The organism is Photorhabdus sp. RM323S, from assembly GCF_042879375.1.
GTDB classification, from domain to species: domain Bacteria; phylum Pseudomonadota; class Gammaproteobacteria; order Enterobacterales; family Enterobacteriaceae; genus Photorhabdus; species Photorhabdus tasmaniensis.
The window spans coordinates 132282-152924 of the sequence record NZ_JBHFKZ010000006.1 but is presented as its reverse complement, the minus strand read 5'-3'; the positions used below and the strand labels follow the sequence as shown (position 1 = coordinate 152924).

General features: G+C 40.6%; 19 protein-coding genes and 1 riboswitch. Of the genes, 9 read left to right on the top strand and 10 right to left on the bottom strand.

Going from position 1 to position 20643, the window contains the following annotated elements; translation table 11 throughout:
* Positions 1-323: 323 nt before the first annotated feature.
* The 5 genes from purB to rluE form a co-directional block, all read right to left on the bottom strand.
* Positions 324-1694 carry an adenylosuccinate lyase gene (gene purB / locus ACGF7G_RS05075; RefSeq protein ID WP_387463943.1) on the bottom strand — a complete coding sequence of 457 codons (1371 nt, stop codon included), beginning with the start codon at positions 1692-1694 and terminating at the stop codon, positions 324-326.
* Between the two features lie 23 nt (positions 1695-1717).
* On the bottom strand, positions 1718-2344 hold the full coding sequence (gene hflD, locus ACGF7G_RS05070; protein ID WP_387463941.1) for a high frequency lysogenization protein HflD: 627 nt from the start codon (positions 2342-2344) through the stop codon (positions 1718-1720).
* 2 nt (positions 2345-2346) lie between these two features.
* Positions 2347-3450 carry a tRNA 2-thiouridine(34) synthase MnmA gene (gene mnmA, locus ACGF7G_RS05065; protein ID WP_387463939.1) on the bottom strand — a complete coding sequence of 368 codons (1104 nt, stop codon included), beginning with the start codon at positions 3448-3450 and terminating at the stop codon, positions 2347-2349.
* A gap of 84 nt (positions 3451-3534) precedes the next feature.
* Complete coding sequence (locus tag ACGF7G_RS05060) at positions 3535-3984, bottom strand: NUDIX hydrolase (protein ID WP_387463937.1); 450 nt, start codon at positions 3982-3984, stop codon at positions 3535-3537.
* Entirely contained in the window at positions 3977-4606 is a 630-nt protein-coding gene (gene rluE, locus ACGF7G_RS05055) for a 23S rRNA pseudouridine(2457) synthase RluE (protein WP_387463935.1), read from the bottom strand. The genes ACGF7G_RS05060 and rluE overlap by 8 nt, the downstream gene beginning before the upstream one ends.
* 139 nt (positions 4607-4745) lie before the next feature.
* Between rluE and icd the strand changes: the two genes are divergently transcribed.
* The 4 genes from icd to ACGF7G_RS05035 all read left to right on the top strand — a co-directional run bounded on the left by icd (position 4746) and on the right by ACGF7G_RS05035 (position 11439).
* Positions 4746-5999 (top strand): NADP-dependent isocitrate dehydrogenase, encoded by a 1254-nt coding sequence (gene icd, locus ACGF7G_RS05050; RefSeq protein WP_387463933.1) that lies wholly within the window; start codon positions 4746-4748, stop codon positions 5997-5999.
* Between the two features lie 321 nt (positions 6000-6320).
* The gene (locus ACGF7G_RS05045; RefSeq protein ID WP_387463932.1) at positions 6321-6788 is read left to right on the top strand and encodes a hypothetical protein; all 468 of its coding nucleotides are present in this window, start codon (positions 6321-6323) and stop codon (positions 6786-6788) included.
* Positions 6789-8895: 2107 nt separating this feature from the next.
* Positions 8896-10359: an alanine/glycine:cation symporter family protein gene (locus tag ACGF7G_RS05040; RefSeq protein ID WP_387463931.1), complete on the top strand. Its 1464-nt coding sequence runs from the start codon at positions 8896-8898 to the stop codon at positions 10357-10359.
* 252 nt (positions 10360-10611) lie between these two features.
* Positions 10612-11439, top strand: coding sequence for an N-acetylmuramoyl-L-alanine amidase (locus tag ACGF7G_RS05035; protein WP_387463957.1), 828 nt, complete (start codon positions 10612-10614; stop codon positions 11437-11439).
* Between the two features lie 403 nt (positions 11440-11842).
* Here ACGF7G_RS05035 and ACGF7G_RS05030 read toward each other — a convergent pair whose 3' ends face one another.
* A complete protein-coding gene (locus ACGF7G_RS05030) occupies positions 11843-12271 on the bottom strand; it encodes a DUF805 domain-containing protein (RefSeq protein WP_133812690.1) in 429 nt (142 codons plus the stop codon).
* 215 nt (positions 12272-12486) lie between these two features.
* Between ACGF7G_RS05030 and ACGF7G_RS05025 the strand changes: the two genes are divergently transcribed.
* Positions 12487-12987: a DUF2165 family protein gene (locus tag ACGF7G_RS05025; protein ID WP_387463930.1), complete on the top strand. Its 501-nt coding sequence runs from the start codon at positions 12487-12489 to the stop codon at positions 12985-12987.
* A gap of 157 nt (positions 12988-13144) precedes the next feature.
* Here the strand turns inward: ACGF7G_RS05025 and yidA are convergent, their stop codons facing one another.
* Together yidA and ACGF7G_RS05015 are read right to left on the bottom strand one after the other, a co-directional pair.
* Positions 13145-13951: a sugar-phosphatase gene (gene yidA, locus ACGF7G_RS05020; RefSeq protein ID WP_387463929.1), complete on the bottom strand. Its 807-nt coding sequence runs from the start codon at positions 13949-13951 to the stop codon at positions 13145-13147.
* A gap of 91 nt (positions 13952-14042) precedes the next feature.
* On the bottom strand, positions 14043-14426 hold the full coding sequence (locus ACGF7G_RS05015; RefSeq protein ID WP_133812693.1) for a helix-turn-helix domain-containing protein: 384 nt from the start codon (positions 14424-14426) through the stop codon (positions 14043-14045).
* Between the two features lie 310 nt (positions 14427-14736).
* On the opposite strand from ACGF7G_RS05015, the gene ACGF7G_RS05010 reads away from it, so the two are divergent.
* Together ACGF7G_RS05010 and ACGF7G_RS05005 are read left to right on the top strand one after the other, a co-directional pair.
* On the top strand, positions 14737-14895 hold the full coding sequence (locus tag ACGF7G_RS05010; protein ID WP_387463928.1) for a PhoP/PhoQ regulator MgrB: 159 nt from the start codon (positions 14737-14739) through the stop codon (positions 14893-14895).
* A gap of 170 nt (positions 14896-15065) precedes the next feature.
* Positions 15066-16445 carry an amino acid permease gene (locus ACGF7G_RS05005; RefSeq protein ID WP_387463927.1) on the top strand — a complete coding sequence of 460 codons (1380 nt, stop codon included), beginning with the start codon at positions 15066-15068 and terminating at the stop codon, positions 16443-16445.
* A gap of 69 nt (positions 16446-16514) precedes the next feature.
* Here the strand turns inward: ACGF7G_RS05005 and pagP are convergent, their stop codons facing one another.
* On the bottom strand, positions 16515-17138 hold the full coding sequence (gene pagP / locus ACGF7G_RS05000; protein WP_387463926.1) for a lipid IV(A) palmitoyltransferase PagP: 624 nt from the start codon (positions 17136-17138) through the stop codon (positions 16515-16517).
* 611 nt (positions 17139-17749) lie between these two features.
* Between pagP and cspE the strand changes: the two genes are divergently transcribed.
* Both cspE and thiD read left to right on the top strand, forming a co-directional pair.
* The gene (gene cspE / locus ACGF7G_RS04995; RefSeq protein WP_011147003.1) at positions 17750-17959 is read left to right on the top strand and encodes a transcription antiterminator/RNA stability regulator CspE; all 210 of its coding nucleotides are present in this window, start codon (positions 17750-17752) and stop codon (positions 17957-17959) included.
* Positions 17960-18074: 115 nt separating this feature from the next.
* Positions 18075-18167, top strand: a riboswitch (TPP riboswitch).
* Between the two features lie 42 nt (positions 18168-18209).
* Positions 18210-19010 (top strand): bifunctional hydroxymethylpyrimidine kinase/phosphomethylpyrimidine kinase, encoded by an 801-nt coding sequence (thiD, locus tag ACGF7G_RS04990; RefSeq protein ID WP_387463923.1) that lies wholly within the window; start codon positions 18210-18212, stop codon positions 19008-19010.
* 124 nt (positions 19011-19134) lie between these two features.
* On the opposite strand, the gene fbaB is transcribed toward thiD, so the two are convergent.
* The gene (gene fbaB / locus ACGF7G_RS04985; RefSeq protein WP_387463921.1) at positions 19135-20184 is read right to left on the bottom strand and encodes a class I fructose-bisphosphate aldolase; all 1050 of its coding nucleotides are present in this window, start codon (positions 20182-20184) and stop codon (positions 19135-19137) included.
* Positions 20185-20643: the final 459 nt, after the last annotated feature.

The following is a 20643-nucleotide window of genomic DNA, read 5'->3' as shown; positions in this document are numbered from 1 at the left end:
ATTTAACGCTAAAATCAACTTATGTCGTTATTTTTTCAAGCTTTTCTCAGAGTTTAAACCTTACCGAATTAACCTTTTTATCCATTTTTTATTGCGCTATTTCTTTATGGTTTACTTCGTAAAATAACGACTAGAAAGCTTTTGAATACCCATTTATTCAGATGGTGGATTCACATAATAAGTACAACATCGTTAATCTGGAAATAAACAGGTTAATAAGGAAAATAGTCAGTATTATTATTCATAATAAAAAAACCTCGTTATTTTCAACGAGGTTTGTCAGCGGTCTGAGACGGATATTTTATCCGTCTGTGGAATATCAATTAGTTTAATTCATCAACCAGAGTGATTGCACGGCCAATATAATTTGCCGGAGTCATTGCTTTCAGACGTATTTTCTCTTCTTCGGGTAAATCCAGCCCATCAATAAAGGTTTTCATTCCTTCAGCATTGACGCGTTTACCACGAGTGAGCTCTTTCAGCTTTTCATAAGGCTTTTCGATACCGTAGCGACGCATGACGGTCTGGATAGGTTCAGCAAGGACTTCCCAATTTTTATCCAGCTCATCTAGCAGATGCTGTTCATTGACTTCCAGTTTATTTAAGCCTTTCATTGTGGATTGATAAGCAATCAGAGCATATCCCAGACCAACGCCAAGGTTACGTAATACGGTTGAGTCAGTCAGATCACGCTGCCAACGGGAGACCGGTAACTTGTTTGCCAGATGACCAAGTACGGCATTTGCCAGCCCCAGATTACCCTCAGAGTTTTCGAAATCAATCGGATTGACTTTGTGCGGCATCGTAGAAGAACCAATTTCGCCAGCAACCGTTTTCTGTTTGAAATGGTTGAGTGCAATATAACCCCAAATGTCACGGTTGAAATCGAGCAGGATCGTATTGAAACGGGCGACGGTATCAAACAATTCGGCAATATAATCATGAGGTTCGATTTGAGTCGTGTAAGGATTCCATTTGATACCCAGTGAAGTCACAAATGTTTCACTGAACTGGTGCCAGTCAACCTGCGGGTAAGCAGCTATATGAGCATTATAGTTACCTACTGCGCCATTGATTTTGCCTAATATTTCGGTTTGCTCCAGTTGGCGATACTGGCGCTCCATCCGGTGAGCAACGTTGGCAAACTCTTTACCCACAGTGGAAGGTGTGGCCGGTTGACCGTGAGTACGGGACAACAGCGGCAAATCCCGATATTCAGCCGCCATTTTTTTTATGGTGTCAATTATCTGACGCCATTGTGGCAAAATGACTTCTTCACGGGCTGTTTTCAGCATCAGTGCATAAGACAGATTATTAATATCTTCAGAAGTACAGGCAAAGTGGATAAATTCGGCAACTTTATGCAGCGCCGACACATCTGCAACTTTCTCTTTCAGAAAATATTCCACTGCTTTGACATCGTGGTTAGTCGTGCGTTCGATCGTTTTGATACGCATTGCATCCTGTTCATTGAAATTGGCGATAATTTCATTCAGGTAAGCGTTTGCGTCCGTATCAAAAGCGGGAACTTCTTTAATTTCAGCACATTCTGCCAGTTTTTGCAGCCAACGTACTTCAACTTGCGTGCGGAATTTCAGTAAGCCAAACTCACTAAAAATGGCACGTAATGCGCTGACTTTATCGCCGTAGCGGCCATCAATCGGAGAAACAGCAGTCAGTGAGGATAATTCCATTGGTAGCAACTCCCGGATTTTATTTAACAATGAGCAAGAATATCTTTCGCCTGTTGGAGCAGGCGTTGACGAGAAAACATTAATTGCCAGCGACTACCGCCAACTTGCTGCCATAAGACAGCACAACGGACCCCTGCCAGCAGAATAGCCCTGACTTTCGCTTGTACCAGTGGATTGCGCAGAACATCAGGGGAACCTGTCACCTGGATCCTTGGGCCTAATGGGCTGACAATATCAACATAAATACCGGCCAACGCATTGAACATGCCTTCTGACATGGGTTCAAAATAAGTCTGTTGGCGCTCTAACTGGTTAATACGGTTGCCAAGTGCGTTGGAAGCGTCCCGATTGTCATTCAGGCGGCGTTCCAGTACCATCAGGCTTAACATATAGCGGGTAATATCGGCAGAAAGACTACTGTTAGAGCCATTGAACATCCCTAGCATGGCATCCAGCCCAATTTGCAGATTGCGTTCATGTTTGCCAAACACATCTAAAACAGATGCTGGGTTGGTGTTCAGAATGCTATTAACCATAGTTGCAACCGCATCGGTATCACACTGGTTTTCGTGAGCAAGTTGCTGGACCAGACGACTTGACTGGCAAATTCCCGCCAGAGCCAGTGTAATGTTGTAATAATTCTTTGCCACAATTACTCCTGCAAACGTTGTTCAATCACGCCACCGCCAAGACAAATTTCCCCCTGATAAAAGACGGCTGACTGGCCAGGGGTGACTGCGGCGACAGGGTTAGCAAAACGGACTTCTATTTTGTCTTCGTTTATTGGTGTGACAGTGCAAGGAATATCCTGCTGGCGATAACGTGTTTTAACTACGCAGCGGATTTCTTCTGTCAGTGGTTGTCTGTCAATCCAATGAAGCTGTTGAGCAATAAGGCCGGCAGACATCATACGGGGGTGTTCGTGTCCCTGAGCTACGATCAGAATGTTATTTTGAACATCTTTGTCTATGACATACCACGGTTCTTCACTGCCTTCTTTAGTTCCGCCGATCCCCAAGCCTTTACGTTGACCCAGTGTGTGGTACATCAGCCCCTGATGCTCGCCAAGAGTTTCTCCATCTACCGTCATAATTGGCCCCGGTTTGGCGGGCAAATAACGGCCAAGGAAATCACGGAATTTGCGCTCACCGATAAAACAGATACCCGTGGAATCTTTTTTCTTTGCCGTCACCAAACCGATTTTTTCAGCGATACGACGAACTTCCGGTTTTTCCAATTCACCGATAGGAAATAAGCTTTGCGCAATTTGCTGGTGGCTCAGGGTATATAAAAAGTAGCTTTGGTCTTTATTGTTATCGAGCCCACGCAATAATTGGCTCTTACCGTTAATATCCTTGCGGCGGACATAATGACCTGTAGCGATATAATCCGCCGCTAAATCTTCAGCGGCGAATTCCAGAAATGCTTTAAATTTAATTTCTTTGTTGCATAGAATATCTGGGTTAGGGGTTCTGCCGGCTTTATATTCAGAAAGGAAATGCTCGAAAACATTATCCCAATATTCGGCAGCAAAATTGACGGTATGAAGTTCAATACCCAGTTTATTGCAAACGGATTGAGCATCGGCCAGATCAGTCGCGGCTGAACAGTACTCTTTATCATCGTCCTCTTCCCAATTCTTCATGAACAAGCCAGCCACTTGATAACCTTGCTGTTGCAGCAGGTATGCGGAAACGGAGGAATCTACACCGCCGGACATGCCGACAATGACTTTTTTCTGGCTGTTATCTGACATGGGAATCTCACTGGAGAAAAAAACAAGCGCCGTACTTTAACACGTTGTAAACGGGGGTGCATTAAACTCATCACTGTTTTGCTATTAATTAACCGGAGAGACATAGCTATCCAATAGGGTGATAGGATGTTTTTCATTTCGCAGGTAACAGCGGATACTTTCTGCGACGAGTGGTGAACGCAGACGATCACTCTTTAATATTTGTTCTGCCGTAACCCAGTGGCAGCAGTCAATATCACTGTCCTGTGGATGGGGAGCTGTTTGCTGTTCCATTTCGATCAGAAACAGAAAGCGGATAAAGGGTGTGCTGTCTGGTGCAACCCACTGATAAATTTTCAGCAGCGCTTGTGGTTTAGCCCGGATACCGGTTTCCTCCCATAATTCACGCTCTGCTGCCTGCAATAGCGTTTCATCCGCTTCAAGATGACCTGCGGGTTGATTCCATAATGCTTTGCCATTAATTGTCTCTTCAACCACCAGGAATTTATTCTGGGCATGGACAACACAGGCAACGGTAACGTGATGGTTAAACAAAATCGATCTCCTTCCATTCACCGGGTTTCATCTCGTCTAATTGCCAGTTTCCCAGACTAAAACGGATCAGCCGAAGTGTAGGGAAACCAATATGTGCTGTCATTCTGCGCACTTGGCGGTTTCGACCTTCGTAAAGTGTTATTTTTAACCAGCTCACAGGAATGCTTTTACGTTCACGAATCGGTGGATGACGATTCCAAAGCCATGTGGGTTCATGAACTAACTCGGCACCTGCGGGCAAAGTAGGCCCATCCTTTAAAATAATACCGCCCCGCAGTTTATCGAGTGAAGCTTCATCCGGAACGCCTTCGACCTGAACGTAATAAACCTTGGCGGTTTTTTTATCCGGTTGAGTCAGATGTGCCTGAAGTTTACCGTCATTAGTCAAAATCAATAATCCTTCACTGTCACGATCCAAACGTCCGGCGGCATACACATCGGGGAACGGGATAAAATTTTTCAGTGTTGTTCTGCCCATTTCATCGGTGAACTGGGGCAAGACATCGTAAGGCTTGTTAAATACCAACACCCGGCGAGGCCCTGTTGGTTTTTTGACAGAATGTGATATTTTTCTGTGGCTGAATCGGTTAAGTTTGTGTTTTTTAACAGAGAAATTTGTCATCATAGATCACTAAGCGAAATGGGGTCGGTATTATACATTAGTCTGCTATCGATTGGCGTTTGCAGAATATTCAAGTAGTATTGACAGGTCCCTTACAAAAAATTAACAAGGTATTACGCTTACTTGAAAGGAGAGGTTAATGGAAAGCAAAGTAGTTATTCCGGCGGAAGGTAAAAAAATAACAGTCGACGCTAAAGGTAAACTGGTTGTTCCGAATAACCCGGTCATCCCTTATATCGAAGGGGATGGGATTGGTGTCGATGTTACCCCTGCAATGTTGAAAGTTGTCGATGCAGCGGTTCAGAAAGCCTATAAGGGTGAGCGTAAAATTTCCTGGATGGAAATCTACACCGGTGAAAAATCTACTCATGTATACGGTAAAGATGTTTGGTTGCCGGATGAAACTCTGGATCTGATCCGTGAGTACCGCGTCGCCATCAAAGGCCCTCTGACGACGCCGGTTGGTGGTGGTATTCGTTCTCTGAACGTGGCATTGCGTCAGCAATTAGATCTGTATGTCTGTCTTCGTCCTGTTCGTTACTACCAGGGAACGCCAAGCCCGGTTAAACAACCTGAACTGACCGATATGGTGATCTTCCGTGAAAACGCAGAAGATATTTACGCCGGTATCGAATGGAAAGCAGGCTCTGCGGAAGCGGATAAAGTGATTAAATTTCTGCAAGACGAAATGGGCGTGAATAAAATCCGTTTCCCACAGCAGTGTGGTATTGGTGTGAAACCCTGCTCTGAAGAAGGCACTAAACGCCTGGTTCGTGCTGCTATCGAATACGCGATTGATAATGACCGTGAGTCTGTCACGCTGGTTCATAAAGGCAACATTATGAAGTTCACCGAAGGGGCTTTCAAAGACTGGGGTTACCAGCTTGCGCGTGAAGAGTTTGGCGGTGAACTGCTGGATGGCGGTCCTTGGGTGAAAATTAAGAACCCGAAAAATGGCAAAGAGATCATTGTTAAAGATGTAATCGCAGATGCTTTCTTGCAACAGATTCTGTTGCGTCCTGCTGAATATGACGTTATCGCCTGTATGAACCTGAATGGCGATTATATTTCTGATGCACTGGCTGCTCAGGTTGGTGGTATCGGTATCGCTCCGGGGGCAAATATCGGTGATGAATGCGCTCTGTTTGAAGCAACTCATGGTACAGCACCTAAATATGCGGGTCAGGATAAGGTGAACCCAGGTTCGGTTATTCTTTCCGCTGAGATGATGTTGCGCCATATGGGGTGGACAGAAGCTGCTGATCTCATCATTAAAGGCATGGAAGGCGCGATTGCTGCGAAGACCGTCACTTACGATTTCGAGCGCTTGATGGAAGGCGCGAAGCTGCTGAAATGCAGTGAATTTGGTCACGCTATTATCCAGCATATGTAATCCGTGATCTTCTGAAAACTTCACGGTAGCTGATGTTTCCGTGGAGTTTTCTTGTTTCTTGAAACTTTTGCTATAGAACTCTCATAAAATAGCCATAAAAAACGTATTTGTTTATATTGCTATGATTTGTCAATTTTCCCTTATCATCATGTAGTTACCTGTTGTTTTTACACGTTTATGTCCTAATGATTGTATTGGAAAGATTCAAGTACCTAAGTGCGATGTTTTGTTGTTTTTGTTGAATGCAAAATTTTGCAAGTCACATATGCCAGAGTGTATACTGAGATTAATATTTGTTCTGTTTGATATTGAGGGGGAAAGATGAGTGACTCAGATGATAAAAAAATAGAGTTCAGCACGAGTGATGTGTTAAATGCTCTCTTGCATCGAGGGCAGAATATGCAACATCTTGCAACTCAGGAAAGTGTTGATAATCTGCGCCGTGAGAATGAGGCTAGCTTTACGTCACTTAAATCCGATATTAACCAGCGGTTTGAGGCTATGGATAAAGCCCTTAACCAACGATTTGAAGCTGCGGATAAAGCTCTTGATCAACGATTTGAAGCTGCGGATAAAGCTCTTGATCAACGATTTGAAGCTCTGGATAAAGAGTTTAATCAACGATTCGGATCTATGGATAAAGGTGTTAACCAACGATTCGAGTCTGTGGATATGCGTCTTAGCAAACTTGAAGGTAAATTTGATCGTCTTCAGTGGTCTATTGTTGCTGCGACGCTGGCGTTTCTTTTTAAAGAATATATTTTTAAGGCGGTTGCTCTTATCCAGTAATCAATTGTTTTTTTTGACTTTATTATTTTTTCTTCTTCATTCTCTTCTGCTACGGTGCCTTACCAGTTTATATCGGAATGGTACTGTAGCTGCATCTGTAACACGTCATATGGGCCGGATAATAAGTAGAGTATGACCTTCCTTAGCGGGTTAGCAAGCTGTTAAGGGTGATTTTAGCGGGGGGAATGCGACGCTATAGGGCGTCATTTTTATTTCAGTTTGGTCTGATGACCGATAAGTAAACATAGAAGTTAAAACTGGATAGTTAATTTAATAGCTTGTAAAAATCTTTATGATAGATGTGACTAAGTAAAAACCGCTAACGGGAGTTTGTTCTCCCGCCGTTTTTATAACTGTAAATATAGTACTTATTGTATAATATTTGAATTGTTATGATTTAGTTATTATTTTCCTTATTAAGGATTTTTTCATATTCCTCCCAAACGACAGATAATGGTGAACTTAAGCAACAAATGGATATTGAACCCCCTGATGGAGGGTGGTATTCATATTTAGATCTCCCACGATAGACTCTTATAGGTAAATTGTTATCAGTAGGATTCTTCCTTTTTCTTCTTAACGTCATTCATAACCTCAACGTATATTGTTTAAATTATGGATTGAGAATAAAAGTGAGATATTTTTGCAATATTAACTTCATAAACATGTTTTTTTTGTAAAAGATAACAAATGAAAATATTAGCAGTAGATAATAAAAGATCCAGTTTTATGTTGCATATAAGAGAAGTTTTTTCATATTTTTTATGAAATTAATTTCATTTAGAAATAATATCTAATTGAAATTAATATATAATGTTAAGTTAGTATGAAATAAATATTGGTTGTGGCTATGTATAGTTGAGTTAAGTACATTGTTTTACCGATTAATGGGATTGTAATTAATCGTGAAAATATTAGTTTTGGAGAATTTTGATGCTTAAAAGTAAAGAAGTTGTTAAAATAAATATTGAGCGAGATTTTAGCAAAAAACATTGCAAACCCTCTAAATTGGAAAACTTGTTCGATAGTATGGAAAGCAGTCACTTAGGCTATCTTTTCCTAGTTATATTAATGAATTGCTGAGTTGAGTTTTTTGTCGGTGATTTAACCAACCATTGACAGATAATCGAATTTGTATTTATGCACTGGAAAGCTACCAGATAATTGTTATTTATTTCCCTCAGACGACCAGAGAGTGGTCCGATTATTTTATAAAAAAGATCTTGCTGTATCAGTTCTATTGTAATTTAACTTTAATTCATGTGCGGGAATATTGGGCAGTAACTTTACAGAAAATCCAGTAATAGCAGAGATTGGATATATATTCAGATAGTCAAAAAATAAGCGGGAATGTGTTAATTGTGACCATATAAAGAAGTGCAGAGTGTTCGTTAAAAACTTTTAATGTTAATTATAACTTAACTCAAATAATCAAAAGAAAAATATCATTTATTCTTTTGATTTGGTAAACCTATAGTTGCAGGGCAGTTATAGATTTACCTTTTTATTAGTTTTTTGAATGTTGTTTATTCATTGGGATGATATTTCAGGCATTAGCATAGGATATTGATATTTCATTGTGATTTGATGGGAGATAGTGAGTTATCTTTTTGATTTTTAATGTTTTATAGGATGGGTATCACTATGCGAAATTTTTTTAAATTAATGACGATTTTTTTCTTAAAGCTGATAATCTGCTCACAAAATTAACCACAATATCTTATTTTTGAATCTTTTTTCTTGATATTAATTGCTTGTTGATTTAATTAAAATGCGATTCACAAAATGGGAGGTATAGATAATGGCGTGTATGAAGTTACTGGCGGGCAATAGTTGATAGAATGGCATAACCTATTAACTATCGGCTAAGAAACAGGACATCAAACATTCATTTAATCTGATGGGCAATGTAAAAAGGTCAGTAAACATTACACATTAATTTCAAACTTGTGTTACATTTATAGCGTTTTTCTGACCAGTATCTCTGCGTTTTTTTTAAACGGCATTGCGTTAGTTGTTAATTATAAAGGCATATTAAGCGCAATGAATTCTGCCGGATACGGTTTTATGGTCAGACTAGGTTTGCTAATTTAAGGGGAAAAACATCTTGACGGAACTAATTAACTTTTTTAACAACATCCTTTGGGGCTCCGTACTGATTTATCTTCTTCTTGGGGCCGGTGTTTACTTCACTATATGTACGGGTTTTATACAGATACGCCACTTTGGGCATATGTTTTCAGTATTGAAAAACAGTAAAAAATCTGACAGTGCAGGTATTTCATCATTCCAGGCATTGTGTACCAGTTTAGCTGCACGGGTAGGTACGGGTAATCTTACCGGCGTGGCAATCGCCTTGACGGCGGGTGGGCCTGGTGCCATTTTTTGGATGTGGGTTGTTGCCTTTATTGGGATGGCGACTTCTTTTATTGAGAGCACACTTGCCCAGCTGTACAAGACAAAAGACGATAAGGGGAATTACCGTGGTGGCCCGGCCTATTACATGGAAAAAGGGCTTGGGGTACGCTGGATGGGCATTATGTTCTCCATATTCCTTATTATTGCTTTTGGTCTGGTATTTAATGCTGTCCAGGCAAATTCAATTGTTCAGGCTGCTGCTTTCGCGTTTAATTTTAATCCGTTATATGTCGGTATTGGTCTGGTGATCCTGAGTGGGGTCATTATTTTTGGTGGCTTACGCTCTATTGCCAGAGTTGCAGAACTGGTTGTTCCTTTTATGGCGACAGCTTATCTGATCCTGGCATTTTGGGTTGTTGGGCATAATTTTGAACGAATGCCAGAAGTGTTTGCATTGATCTTCAAAAGTGCATTTGGTTTACATGAAGCGGTTGCAGGAACCGTTGGTTACGGTGTTGCTCAGGCGATGACGCAAGGCGTTCAACGGGGGCTGTTTTCAAATGAAGCGGGGATGGGGTCAGCTCCTAATGCAGCCGCATCTGCATCTCCATATCCTCCTCATCCGGCGTCTCAGGGGTATGTGCAAATGCTGGGTGTCTTTATGGATACGCTCGTTATCTGTAGTGCTACCGCTGTTATCATCCTTTCATCGGGTGTGCTTGATGGCAATATTGAAGGGATCAGTGGAATAGAGCTGACTCAGCGGGCATTATCCTCAGCTGTCGGTGATTGGGGATCTGAGTTTATCGCGTTAGCTATCTTCTTCTTCGCTTTCACATCAATCATTGCGAATTATGCTTATGCTGAAAGCAATATCGTCTTTCTTGAACGTAATCATACTGCGGGTCTGGTGATCCTCCGTCTGGCGGCATTAAGTATGGTGATGTTTGGTGCGTTGGCTGAATTGCCTTTAGTTTGGAAAATGGCTGATTTATCTATGGCATTGATGGCAATTACCAATCTAACCGCTATTTTGTTACTTTCCGGCGTCGCATTTAAACTTGCAAGAGATTATAACCAGCAGAGACGTGCCGGTAAGCTACCGACATTCGATATCAATCAATATCCGGAGATTCAGCAAAAGGTTGAAGTTGGTATTTGGGAGGAAACAGCCAGTCGCGCCCACGCGAATCAAGTGACCGAGCACAAGTGAGATACCAGACAGAAGGTATAGTTAATAATATTTAATGATATAACAACTGATTACCTTTTACGTTTCGCTTGTTATTTTTGCCTTATTCCTATCTAAATTATGGGAATAAGGCATTTTCTTTGGTGTTCTATATCAAGAATAAAGCTGATAATTTTATAAAAAAAGCATACAAAACATAAAATTTATTTTGTATTCATTTGATTTCTTTGTGTTATTATCTTACTTTCAATTAATAGGTGGGACAGGGAGATGATGAAGAAGATCATATTGGTTGGCTTATTTATGTTATTGGCCGGGTGTTCCAGCCAGCGTCATCTGGAAGATCGGGGCACTTATAAAGTGGATAGCTCTTTTCCTTCGAAAAGTCAGAATGACAGAGTAAGATTTTTGGTGTTCCATTATACTGCTGTCAATGATGAGGATTCTTTACGTATATTAACGCAGGACGGAGTCAGTGCCCATTACTTGATCCCGTCATTACCGAATGATGTACGCGGGAAGCCGGTCATTTTGGAATTGGTTCCCGAGGGCAAGAGAGCGTGGCATGCTGGTGTCAGTGGATGGAATGGTCGCAAAGATTTAAATGACACATCAATTGGTATTGAAATTGTCAATAAAGGATTTACGGAAAGGTTACTTGAGAGAGAGTGGTATCCGTTTAATGAGCAGCAGATCGATCTGTTAACGCGTTTGGCGAAAGATGTTATCCAGCGTTATGACATTGAACCTGTCAATGTTATTGGTCACAGCGATATTGCACCGCTGAGAAAATCTGATCCAGGTAAACTTTTCCCTTGGAAGAACTTGGCTGAACAAGGTATCGGTGCATGGCCTGATGATGCAACCGTTGAAAAATATATGGCTGGCAGAAAATGGAATGACATGGCTTCTGTTGCGTTAATACAGAAAACATTAGCTAAATATGGCTATACCATTCCACAAACGGGTGTACTTGATAAAGATACCCTTAAAACAATCAGTGCATTCCAGATGCATTTCAGACCAGATGACATCAGTGGTAATCCTGATGCGCAAACTGAGTCAATAGCTCTGGCTTTGGTTGAGAAATATAAAGGGTAGTTTGTCGCATTTAGTAAGATCGTGCCATAAAAGGAACTTTATTAGGGTGACTTTTATGGCATAGCTTCTCGATAATTAGCTCGATAAAACTTTCATAGTTCGCTTTTCTGGTTCCTTTTCACGTTGTTTTTAATCTGTAATCACAGATTATTTCGGCAATGATTAATCAAGAATTTCCACTGTCTTGATGCCAGATCTCTTTCATCATGATTTTTTGTAATTAAATTATTTTAACAAAGCAGTCTTCAAACGGGATTGTAGAAATCCGGTCATAGTTGAATAATAAAATGCTCAGTAATGATGCAATGTATATAAATAATCGTCGTTTTATTTTATAACGACGATTACGATCTTAAGTCATAGTCAGATGAAATAACGTTTTTTTTGAGATATAAAGTAGATATTATCTTTTATTATCGTTTTTTCTTGCCGGGAGAGTAAATGCAAGAATGATCCCTACCAGGCTGATAAATGGTGAATAGTTCATTATTTTGTCAGAAAGATAGTTTGGTAAGACACTGCATAGATAGATAAAAATAGATATTGACCAGCCATATAACCCCGCTTCATTAAATCTGAAAGCGGTTTTCATGATTAAATAATAAATAGTGGCGAAGGAGCACATTGCCCATATGCCAATAGAGATCATGTACAGCCATACGGATAATCCATATTGCATATAAGCGGCATAATTGTTTTCTGCCAGATAACCAGAGAGAAAAATCAGCATTCCCAGGATAACTGCCGCTGTAATAAAGTTAATAATATAATCTTTCCTACTCAGTTTTTGTCTGAAATAGTTTTTTATTGAGCTAACTAGAGAATCATCCATAAATAACAGTCAGGTAAATAAGCATAGAACAGATAATAACTGATCTAATGATGGTATGAACAGAAAAAGATAAGTCAGATATTAGATGAAAATATTTTAAAAGTCATTCTACACTTTAATATGTGGGAATAAGGTGATGATTGTTAAATTATATGATAGTTTGTGTTTTTTATGATTTCTCTGGTGTTTCAGTCATTCTTTGGAGAACCCGACAAATGATTATTCGTTTATCTAAGATTTTGATGGTCTGTGCAATCGGGCTGTTTGCTACATTGGTCGCTTTTGGCAATATCACAGACTATGGCACTAATTTCGTGTTTGTACAGCATGTATTAATGATGGATACCATTTTCCCTGATGCGACCATCACCTATCGTGCAATCCATTCACCGGTACTACATCACATTGGTTATACTGTCATTATTTCTTTAGAAATGTTAACCGCAGTGTTATGTTGGATTGGTGGTATTCGTTTACTGGCGAATTTAAAATCTAATGCTGCTGTCTTCAATAAAAAGAAAGCTATTGCGATAGCTGGCCTGACGCTGGGGTTCCTGACTTGGCAGGTGGCATTTATGTCAATTGGGGGTGAATGGTTTGGGATGTGGATGTCTAAACAATGGAACGGTGTGTCCAGCGCTTTCCGTTTCTTTGTCACTATCATTCTGGTATTGATTTATTTGATACAGCGTGACAGGGAACTAGATCAAGAATAAATATGAGGATAGATGTGAAAACAAGGATCGAACAACATAAAGCGACAATATTCGGATCAATTGTCTGTTGGTTAGCGACCACAACCAAATAATACCTGTGAAGTCAGTGATATCAGGAATAGGTATGAGATGGGGTTCCTTTAGATAATAAATTGCTTTACAAGAATTTATTTATAGCTATTGCGACTCCATCTTGTTCATTTGTAGTTGTAATAAACTGAGCGATATCTTTGACACCTTGTTCGGCATTACCCATTGCAACACCAACCGCGGCGAATTCGATCATAGCTAGGTCATTATTGTGGTCACCAATACACATAATTTTATCTCTGGTGATACCGAGATGATCAGCAATGGTTTTGACAGCAGTACCTTTATTCACTTCTTTGCTGAGAATTTCCAGAAAATAGGGGCTGCTTTGAATCAGTGTATAGTGTTTATGAGCTTCGGCAGGAATGAAGTTGATGGCATCACTGAGAATATTAGGGTGGTCGATCATCATCAATTTAGTAAAGTGCATCTCACTGTTCATTTCATTGACAGGACAATAAATTAGCGGTGTGTCAGTGAGAAAAGCTTCTCTGACGGTATATGGGCTGATATCACGATTAGCGGTGTATATTTTATTGAATTCTAAAGCGTGAAGATGAACGCCGATTTCGCGGGAGAGCGATTCAAAAAATAGATAGTCCTTAAAATCCAATAAATTTTCCAGCAAGTGTTCACCATTATACGCCTGATGGACAACACTACCATTATTGCTGATGCAGTAACTGTTGATTTCGTCCAGCTCTAATTCCTGTAAATATCGCTGGATACCGGTAAAAGGCCGGCCAGAAGCCAAAACAATATGAACGCCTTGCTTTTTGGCTTGATAAATAGCTTGTTTGACTGGAGGAGTGATCTGATGGCCCTCGTTCAGTAACGTGCCATCAAGATCAATGGCGATCAATTTTATTGACATATCTCTCTCCTGAAAGTCTGGCAGCTTGATTGTGGTATGGCTACGTTTGTTGGGTAATTACCCGTTTACAAGGCACTTTCTGGTTGCCGTGTCATGCACAATTGGTGGCGGAATGCAGAGGTAGTTTAACCTCCAGCGCAATATCTGGATTCTGCCGGAAATCATAGGGCGTTATGCCATACTCTTTGCGAAACATATAAGTGAAATGAGATTGTGAGCCAAAGCCAAAATCCAGTGCGATATCAAAAATAGGCAAAGTGCTGTTTCTTAAAAGATGAACAGCGCCGGCCAGACGTCGCTGGCGGATATATTTGCCAAGAGAAATTCCGGTAACTTCCTTGAATATTTTCTGCATGTGCCAAAGCGAATAGCCGGAGTAAGCAGCCAGTTCTTCCAGATGGATTACCCGGCCAAGGTGATTCTCAATCCATTTACTGAGAGCGTATACAAGTGCTAAGTGATTATCCTGTGGCATTAACAATTTTGTTCTGGTTGAAGGTGAAAGGGAGTATACACAACTTTTTCTATTTTTTCTAAAGATGACAAAGTGTTGACATAGCGATTCAAATTATAACTAAATGTGATAATTGATTTTTTTGTTCTGGTGAATAGAATCCACGCAATGGGTATTTGTTTAAATTCGTTTTGGTACATTGCTGTCATAAAACTGTGAGCCAGTACGGTTTTTTCACAACGGAAAGCATGAGATGAATATTTTTCCTGTTGCACTATTGTAGAATATCATTTTCCAACTTTATTCTTAATATATTGCGTACTGACCGAACTTGAAGGAAACAGAATTGGACATAAAAAAAACCATTGCAATCTTAGTATTACTTGGAATATGTCTGTTCTTGTATCTGTTAGCTTTGGATAGCTACTGTGATCAGGGTGAAAAGTTTGATTCAGGTACTTGTTTTGTGACCCGGTATCTGCCTTTCTGATTAGTTGCTGATACTCATCAGCCATTTTCCCATCATGTATCTGTGCTAACATATGCCTTCAATATCCACCCTTTAAAGCTAGTGTTTTGTTTGCTTTAAATAAAGCAGATAAATGGGAAGCGGTTGTTTTCCCACTAATAATAAAATAAAAGTTGCAGCAAGAGGAAAAGATGGCAGAACAATCGCAGGGATCAACACTTAAACGCGGTCTAAAAAACCGGCATATTCAGCTTATTGCTTTGGGGGGGGCAGTCGGGACAGGGTTATTTCTCGGTATTGCGCAAACCATAAAAATGGCAGGTCCCTCCGTAATTTTAGGCTACGCTATCGCAGGCTTTATCGCATTTCTGATTATGCGTCAGTTGGGGGAGATGGTGGTTGAAGAGCCTGTAGCGGGGTCGTTTAGTCATTTTGCTTATAAATATTGGGGGGATTTTCCCGGTTTTTTATCAGGCTGGAATTACTGGATGATGTTTACTCTGGTCGGAATGGCAGAGTTGACGGCGGTAGGGATGTATATTCATTACTGGTGGCCTGATATTCCTACTTGGGTTTCTGCTACGGTATTCTTTGTCCTAATCAATACGGTAAATTTAATTAATGTCCGGTCATATGGTGAGACAGAATTCTGGTTTGCTATCATTAAAGTGACAGCAATTATCTGCATGATTGTTTTTGGCGCTTACCTGTTGGCCAGCGGTAATGGCGGCCCACAGGCCAGTATTGCTAATCTTTGGCAATATGGCGGTTTTATGCCTAATGGGATCTCCAGCCTTATCATGGCAATGGCTGTGATTATGTTCTCTTTTGGTGGGTTGGAACTGGTTGGTATTACCGCTGCGGAAGCGGAAAATCCACGTATCAGTATTCCCAAGGCAACCAATCAGGTGGTATACAGAATATTGATTTTCTATATTGGTTCTCTGACCGTGTTGTTGTCGCTTTATCCATGGGGCAATGTTATTGAAGGTGAAAGCCCATTTGTCATGATTTTTCATAACCTGGATAGTTTCTGGGTGGCTAATGTTCTGAATGTTGTTGTTCTGACTGCCGCATTGTCCGTTTATAACAGCGGTGTATATTGTAACAGCCGGATGCTGTACGGTTTAGCAAAGCAAGGTAATGCACCTGGAATGCTGAAAAAAGTTAATGAGAGTGGTGTTCCTACCAAAGCAATCGTGATGTCTGCATTGGCTACGTCAATTGGTGTCTTGATTAACTATGTTATGCCGGGTAAAGCATTTGAATTATTGATGGCGCTGGTGGTGACAACACTGGTTATTAACTGGGTTATGATCTGTATGGCGCATTTAAAATTCCGGGCAAAGAAAGTTAAAGAGGGGGTAGAACCTTCATTTAAAGCATTCTGGTACCCGTTTAGTAACTATCTATGTCTGGTTTTCCTGGTCTTTATACTGGTCATTATTTTGATGATGGACAGTATTCGTATTTCAGTCATTCTGATGCCATTTTGGATTGGTATTTTATGGCTCGGGTTTCTCATATCCCATTCCCGTAATAATAAAATGGAAACCATGAACCAGGGATAACCTATACTTGGATTATCTCGATAAGGATACCAGGCTGATGTCACCTACAGCCTGGTATTTGTTATCTGGTTACCATTGCCAGCGTAACCAGGCGAAGAGAACGTTACCGTTATTATATGTACCGGGAATGTATGTCCCCTGAAACGATAACCGATCGTATTCTATGGAGAATAGCGGTAGTGGGAGTGGGATAGGGACATAGTAATAATCATGGCGGGCTGTGACACTTAAAGTGAAACCAATACCCATTCGGAAGCCATCTAAATCACCGGGTATCCACATTTTCTGAAACCCATAACCAATGATGGGTTCCAAACGGTTATGAGAATCCATAAAAGCCATAGCATAGAGAGAATGCCAGTCATTGTCTTCGTCGTAGCGGTATTTACCATAACCAAAACCCCAGGGCCGCTCATTATATTTGTCAATTTTTTCTTCATCGTAGGTAAATCTGTTATGCCAGGTAATTACCGGCAGATAAAGTTCATTGCTGGGGGTATCCCAAGTGAGAGCAACATTATTGCTAAATTTTCCCCATAAACTGTCTGAACTGTTGCTATAACTGGTCTGTGTATGGGATTCCGTGGTTGTTAATGATTGATTGGTAGTATTTGCCGTTGTTGCAAACACTGTCTCAGATGAGATGAAAAAAGTTACTGATAGGGCACAGGCTGCGGTTAAATCAAACTTCATTATTTATTGCTCCAATTCCCCGGCGACATAAATTGGGAAGATCCTTTGCATCACGAAAAATATGACAAACATCTAAATTCAAGGATTCTACTCTTGCTATTTTCAATAAAACTTAAACGAGAAATTAATATTAAGATGTTATATGTATTAAATGAGTATATTTAATACTGATATTTGGACTGACGAATATTGGGAAATGTGTTGACTCTTTCTTTCACTCAAAGAGTGGTGGTTCGCGCCTGTAGACATACCATAGATATAAAGATTCTAATAATAAGACAGGCAAAATAAATTAAAATTATTTATATGATTTGGGATTTTGTTGAGTGGATAAACTGCAAGCTAATTAGGATAACCTTGGATTTTCAAATTTTTGCGGTTATGTTAAACAATAATTGTTGTTAAGAATTTTAAATATGTGCGTTAGCTCCATAGCTGATAAAAAATGGCTTGCCATCATATTAAGAATATGTGATAAATCGTTCGAGTAAACGAGGTACGGTTCTGTTATATGGTTCTGTTAATAGCAGCTAATAGCAGCAACTCGCTCTGGTTTTTATGTTGCGCCGAACGGCGAATTAGAATTAAGTGATCCAAAGGAAATTCTTAAAATGGCAAAAATCACTGGTACTGTAAAGTGGTTCAACGAATCTAAAGGTTTTGGTTTTATTACTCCCGCTGATGGCAGCAAAGATGTGTTTGTACATTTTAGCGCTATTCAGAGTGAAGGTTTTAAAACTTTGGCAGAAGGTCAAAAAGTTGAGTTTGAAATTCAGGACGGTCAGAAAGGTCCTTCTGCGGCAAACGTCACAGCAGCATAACTTCTTTTTGTCAATCATTTTGAATTGACGAAGTAAATTTGTTGTCTTAATTGGTTTTTTATTGGCAACAATGACATACCGATATCACCCTGTTGGTTATCTAATAGGGTGTTTTTGTTTTGACTCGGGGTGCTCTTCACTGAGCTGAGATGAACCCGTAATACCTGATCTGGATAATGCCAGCGTAGGGAAGTCAAGGTGTCTTTTTCCTGATACCTGCTTTTACTTTTGCTGGTGGGAAGGAGTACCTATGGTAAGAATCAATTCACTGACAATTGCCGGGACTGATCCTAGCGGTGGTGCTGGTATTCAAGCTGATCTAAAAACTTTTTCTGCGCTTGGTGCTTATGGCACAACAGTTATGACTGCTCTCGTCGCACAAAATACACATGGCGTGCAATCTGTTTATGGCATAGATCCCGCTTTCGTTGCTGCCCAGCTTGAGTCTGTACTGTCAGATATCAGAATCGATAGCGCCAAGATAGGCATGTTATCTAATGCGGCCAATGTTGCCGTCGTTGCAGATGCAATAAGCCGTTATTCAGTACCTTATGTTGTATTAGATACGGTGATGATTGCAAAAAGTGGTGATCCGCTGCTGGCACCGGAAGCGGTTTTTGCGGTTGTTGAACGGCTATTACCGAAGGTTTCGTTGATGACGCCGAATTTACCGGAAGCGGCGACCATATTGAGATGCTCTGTAGCAGAAACCGAAGCAGACATGCAAAAACAAGGACGGAAATTATTATCACTGGGATGTGAAGCGGTTTTACTTAAAGGCGGACACCTTACCGGCTGTGAAAGCCCTGATTGGCTATTTACGGAGAATGGAGAATGGCGTTTCACGGCTCCCAGAATCAATACCCGTCATACTCATGGTACAGGCTGTACGCTTTCCGCTGCATTAGCGGCTTTGCGTCCACGTTATCGGGATTGGCAGACAACGCTGCCTGTTGCTAAATCATACCTCCAGGCGGCATTAGAACGGGCGGATTCTCTGGATGTCGGAACAGGAATTGGGCCTGTACATCATTTTCATCAGTGGTGGTAAGAGTGTTTTCTTGATTCGGTGATAATGCGTCATGAAGGGTAAGATGCCTATGCTATGAGAGCAATATGGCTCAAAATGCGTAATGTCTTCACGATCTATTCATTATCACCGATGACAAGCCTTATTAAGCGATAGTTACTTGCTGATCCAGATAGACATCTTGAACCGCGTTAATCAGTTCAACACCCTCTTTCATGGATTTTTTGAAAGCTTTACGACCGAGGATTAACCCCATACCGCCTGCGCGTTTATTAATGACAGCGGTACGAACTGAATCACTCAAATCATTATCACCGGATGCACCACCTGAATTAATCAAGCCGGCACGACCCATGTAGCAGTTAGCTATCTGATAACGGACCAGATCGATTGGGTGATCGGTGGTCAAATTGGTGTAAACACGCTTATCGGTATGACCAAAACCAATGGCAGTATAGCCGCCATTATTTTCAGCCATTTTTTGTTTAACAATATCGGCACCGATAGTGGCGGCTAAATGGTTAGCCTGACCGGTTAAATCCGCGCTGGCGTGATAATCCACGCCCTCTTTTTTGAAGGCGGGGTTACGCAGGTAGGCCCACAATACCGTGACCATGCCAAATTGATGCGCTCGTTCAAAAGCCGCTGAGACTTCCTCAATTTGACGACGTGATTCAGCAGAGCCAAAGTAAATGGTTGCGCCAACGGCTACAGCACCCATATCAAATGCCTGTTCAACTCTGGCATATAGAGTTTGATCATATTGAGCAGGGTAACTCAATGTTTCATTGTGGTTCAGCTTAACCAGAAACGGGATTTTATGAGCATAACGACGGGAAACGGCGGATAATACACCATAAGTGGAGGCGACGCAGTTACAGCCTGCTTCAATAGCCAGTTCAACAATATTTTTCGGATCAAAATAGAGAGGGTTCGCGGCAAAGGAAGCGGCAGCAGAATGTTCTACGCCTTGATCCACCGGCAAAATAGACAAATAGCCCGTGCCTGCAAGGCGACCATGATTTAACAGTGCTTGCATGGAGCGCAGAACTGTATTTGGCCGATTATTGTCGATCATGATACGGTCAACAAAATCGGAGCCTGGTAGATAAAGATTTTCACTCGGAATGGTACTACAACGATGCTGTAATAAACTGTCTGCATCTTTACCTAACAACTTAGCGATATCAGTCATGTCTTACCTCCAATTCTTAAAAGATGTTTTTGATTGTCATTTATCCTTTTCAGAATAACAAGCTATATTAGGAGGGAAGTGGTAGTGGATCGCTTCAGGTCGGCTTTAAAAGCGAAGTTTATTACTTGAAAAGGGTCGGTATTTAACGTAACAGCGACGTGGCTATGCTTGCAAGTGATATAGGGGAAAGTGTAATAGCTTTATATATTTGGTTATATATCCTCATAATTTATATAAATTTTTCGTTATATTCATAGGATTTGGTAATTGCTATTTCAACCTTGTTTTTGACAGGCGCTAGCGTAATTGCCGTGATTAATTTAATCAAAAAAGAAATAGATAGAAAACCAAGATCTCCAGAAGCTAATTTTAATCAATTTCTTTATAACTGGGGGCGTTATGGAAAATAAAAAAAGATTATACATATAATTATTGTCTTTACTTTTTCTGTTTTAGCGT

What these genes read in the sequence shown, in the direction of transcription:
- cspE (WP_011147003.1), top strand. Translation starts at nt 17,750, where the DNA reads ATGGCAAAAATCACTGGTACTGTAAAGTGGTTCAACGAATCTAAAGGT.
- yidA (WP_387463929.1), bottom strand. Translation starts at nt 13,951, where the DNA reads ATGTCAATAAAATTGATCGCCATTGATCTTGATGGCACGTTACTGAAC.
- ACGF7G_RS05030 (WP_133812690.1), bottom strand. Translation starts at nt 12,271, where the DNA reads ATGGATGATTCTCTAGTTAGCTCAATAAAAAACTATTTCAGACAAAAA.
- ACGF7G_RS05015 (WP_133812693.1), bottom strand. Translation starts at nt 14,426, where the DNA reads ATGCCACAGGATAATCACTTAGCACTTGTATACGCTCTCAGTAAATGG.
- rluE (WP_387463935.1), bottom strand. Translation starts at nt 4,606, where the DNA reads ATGACAAATTTCTCTGTTAAAAAACACAAACTTAACCGATTCAGCCAC.
- thiD (WP_387463923.1), top strand. Translation starts at nt 18,210, where the DNA reads ATGGTAAGAATCAATTCACTGACAATTGCCGGGACTGATCCTAGCGGT.
- pagP (WP_387463926.1), bottom strand. Translation starts at nt 17,138, where the DNA reads ATGAAGTTTGATTTAACCGCAGCCTGTGCCCTATCAGTAACTTTTTTC.
- icd (WP_387463933.1), top strand. Translation starts at nt 4,746, where the DNA reads ATGGAAAGCAAAGTAGTTATTCCGGCGGAAGGTAAAAAAATAACAGTC.
- fbaB (WP_387463921.1), bottom strand. Translation starts at nt 20,184, where the DNA reads ATGACTGATATCGCTAAGTTGTTAGGTAAAGATGCAGACAGTTTATTA.
- ACGF7G_RS05035 (WP_387463957.1), top strand. Translation starts at nt 10,612, where the DNA reads ATGAAGAAGATCATATTGGTTGGCTTATTTATGTTATTGGCCGGGTGT.
- ACGF7G_RS05005 (WP_387463927.1), top strand. Translation starts at nt 15,066, where the DNA reads ATGGCAGAACAATCGCAGGGATCAACACTTAAACGCGGTCTAAAAAAC.
- ACGF7G_RS05025 (WP_387463930.1), top strand. Translation starts at nt 12,487, where the DNA reads ATGATTATTCGTTTATCTAAGATTTTGATGGTCTGTGCAATCGGGCTG.
- mnmA (WP_387463939.1), bottom strand. Translation starts at nt 3,450, where the DNA reads ATGTCAGATAACAGCCAGAAAAAAGTCATTGTCGGCATGTCCGGCGGT.
- ACGF7G_RS05045 (WP_387463932.1), top strand. Translation starts at nt 6,321, where the DNA reads ATGAGTGACTCAGATGATAAAAAAATAGAGTTCAGCACGAGTGATGTG.
- purB (WP_387463943.1), bottom strand. Translation starts at nt 1,694, where the DNA reads ATGGAATTATCCTCACTGACTGCTGTTTCTCCGATTGATGGCCGCTAC.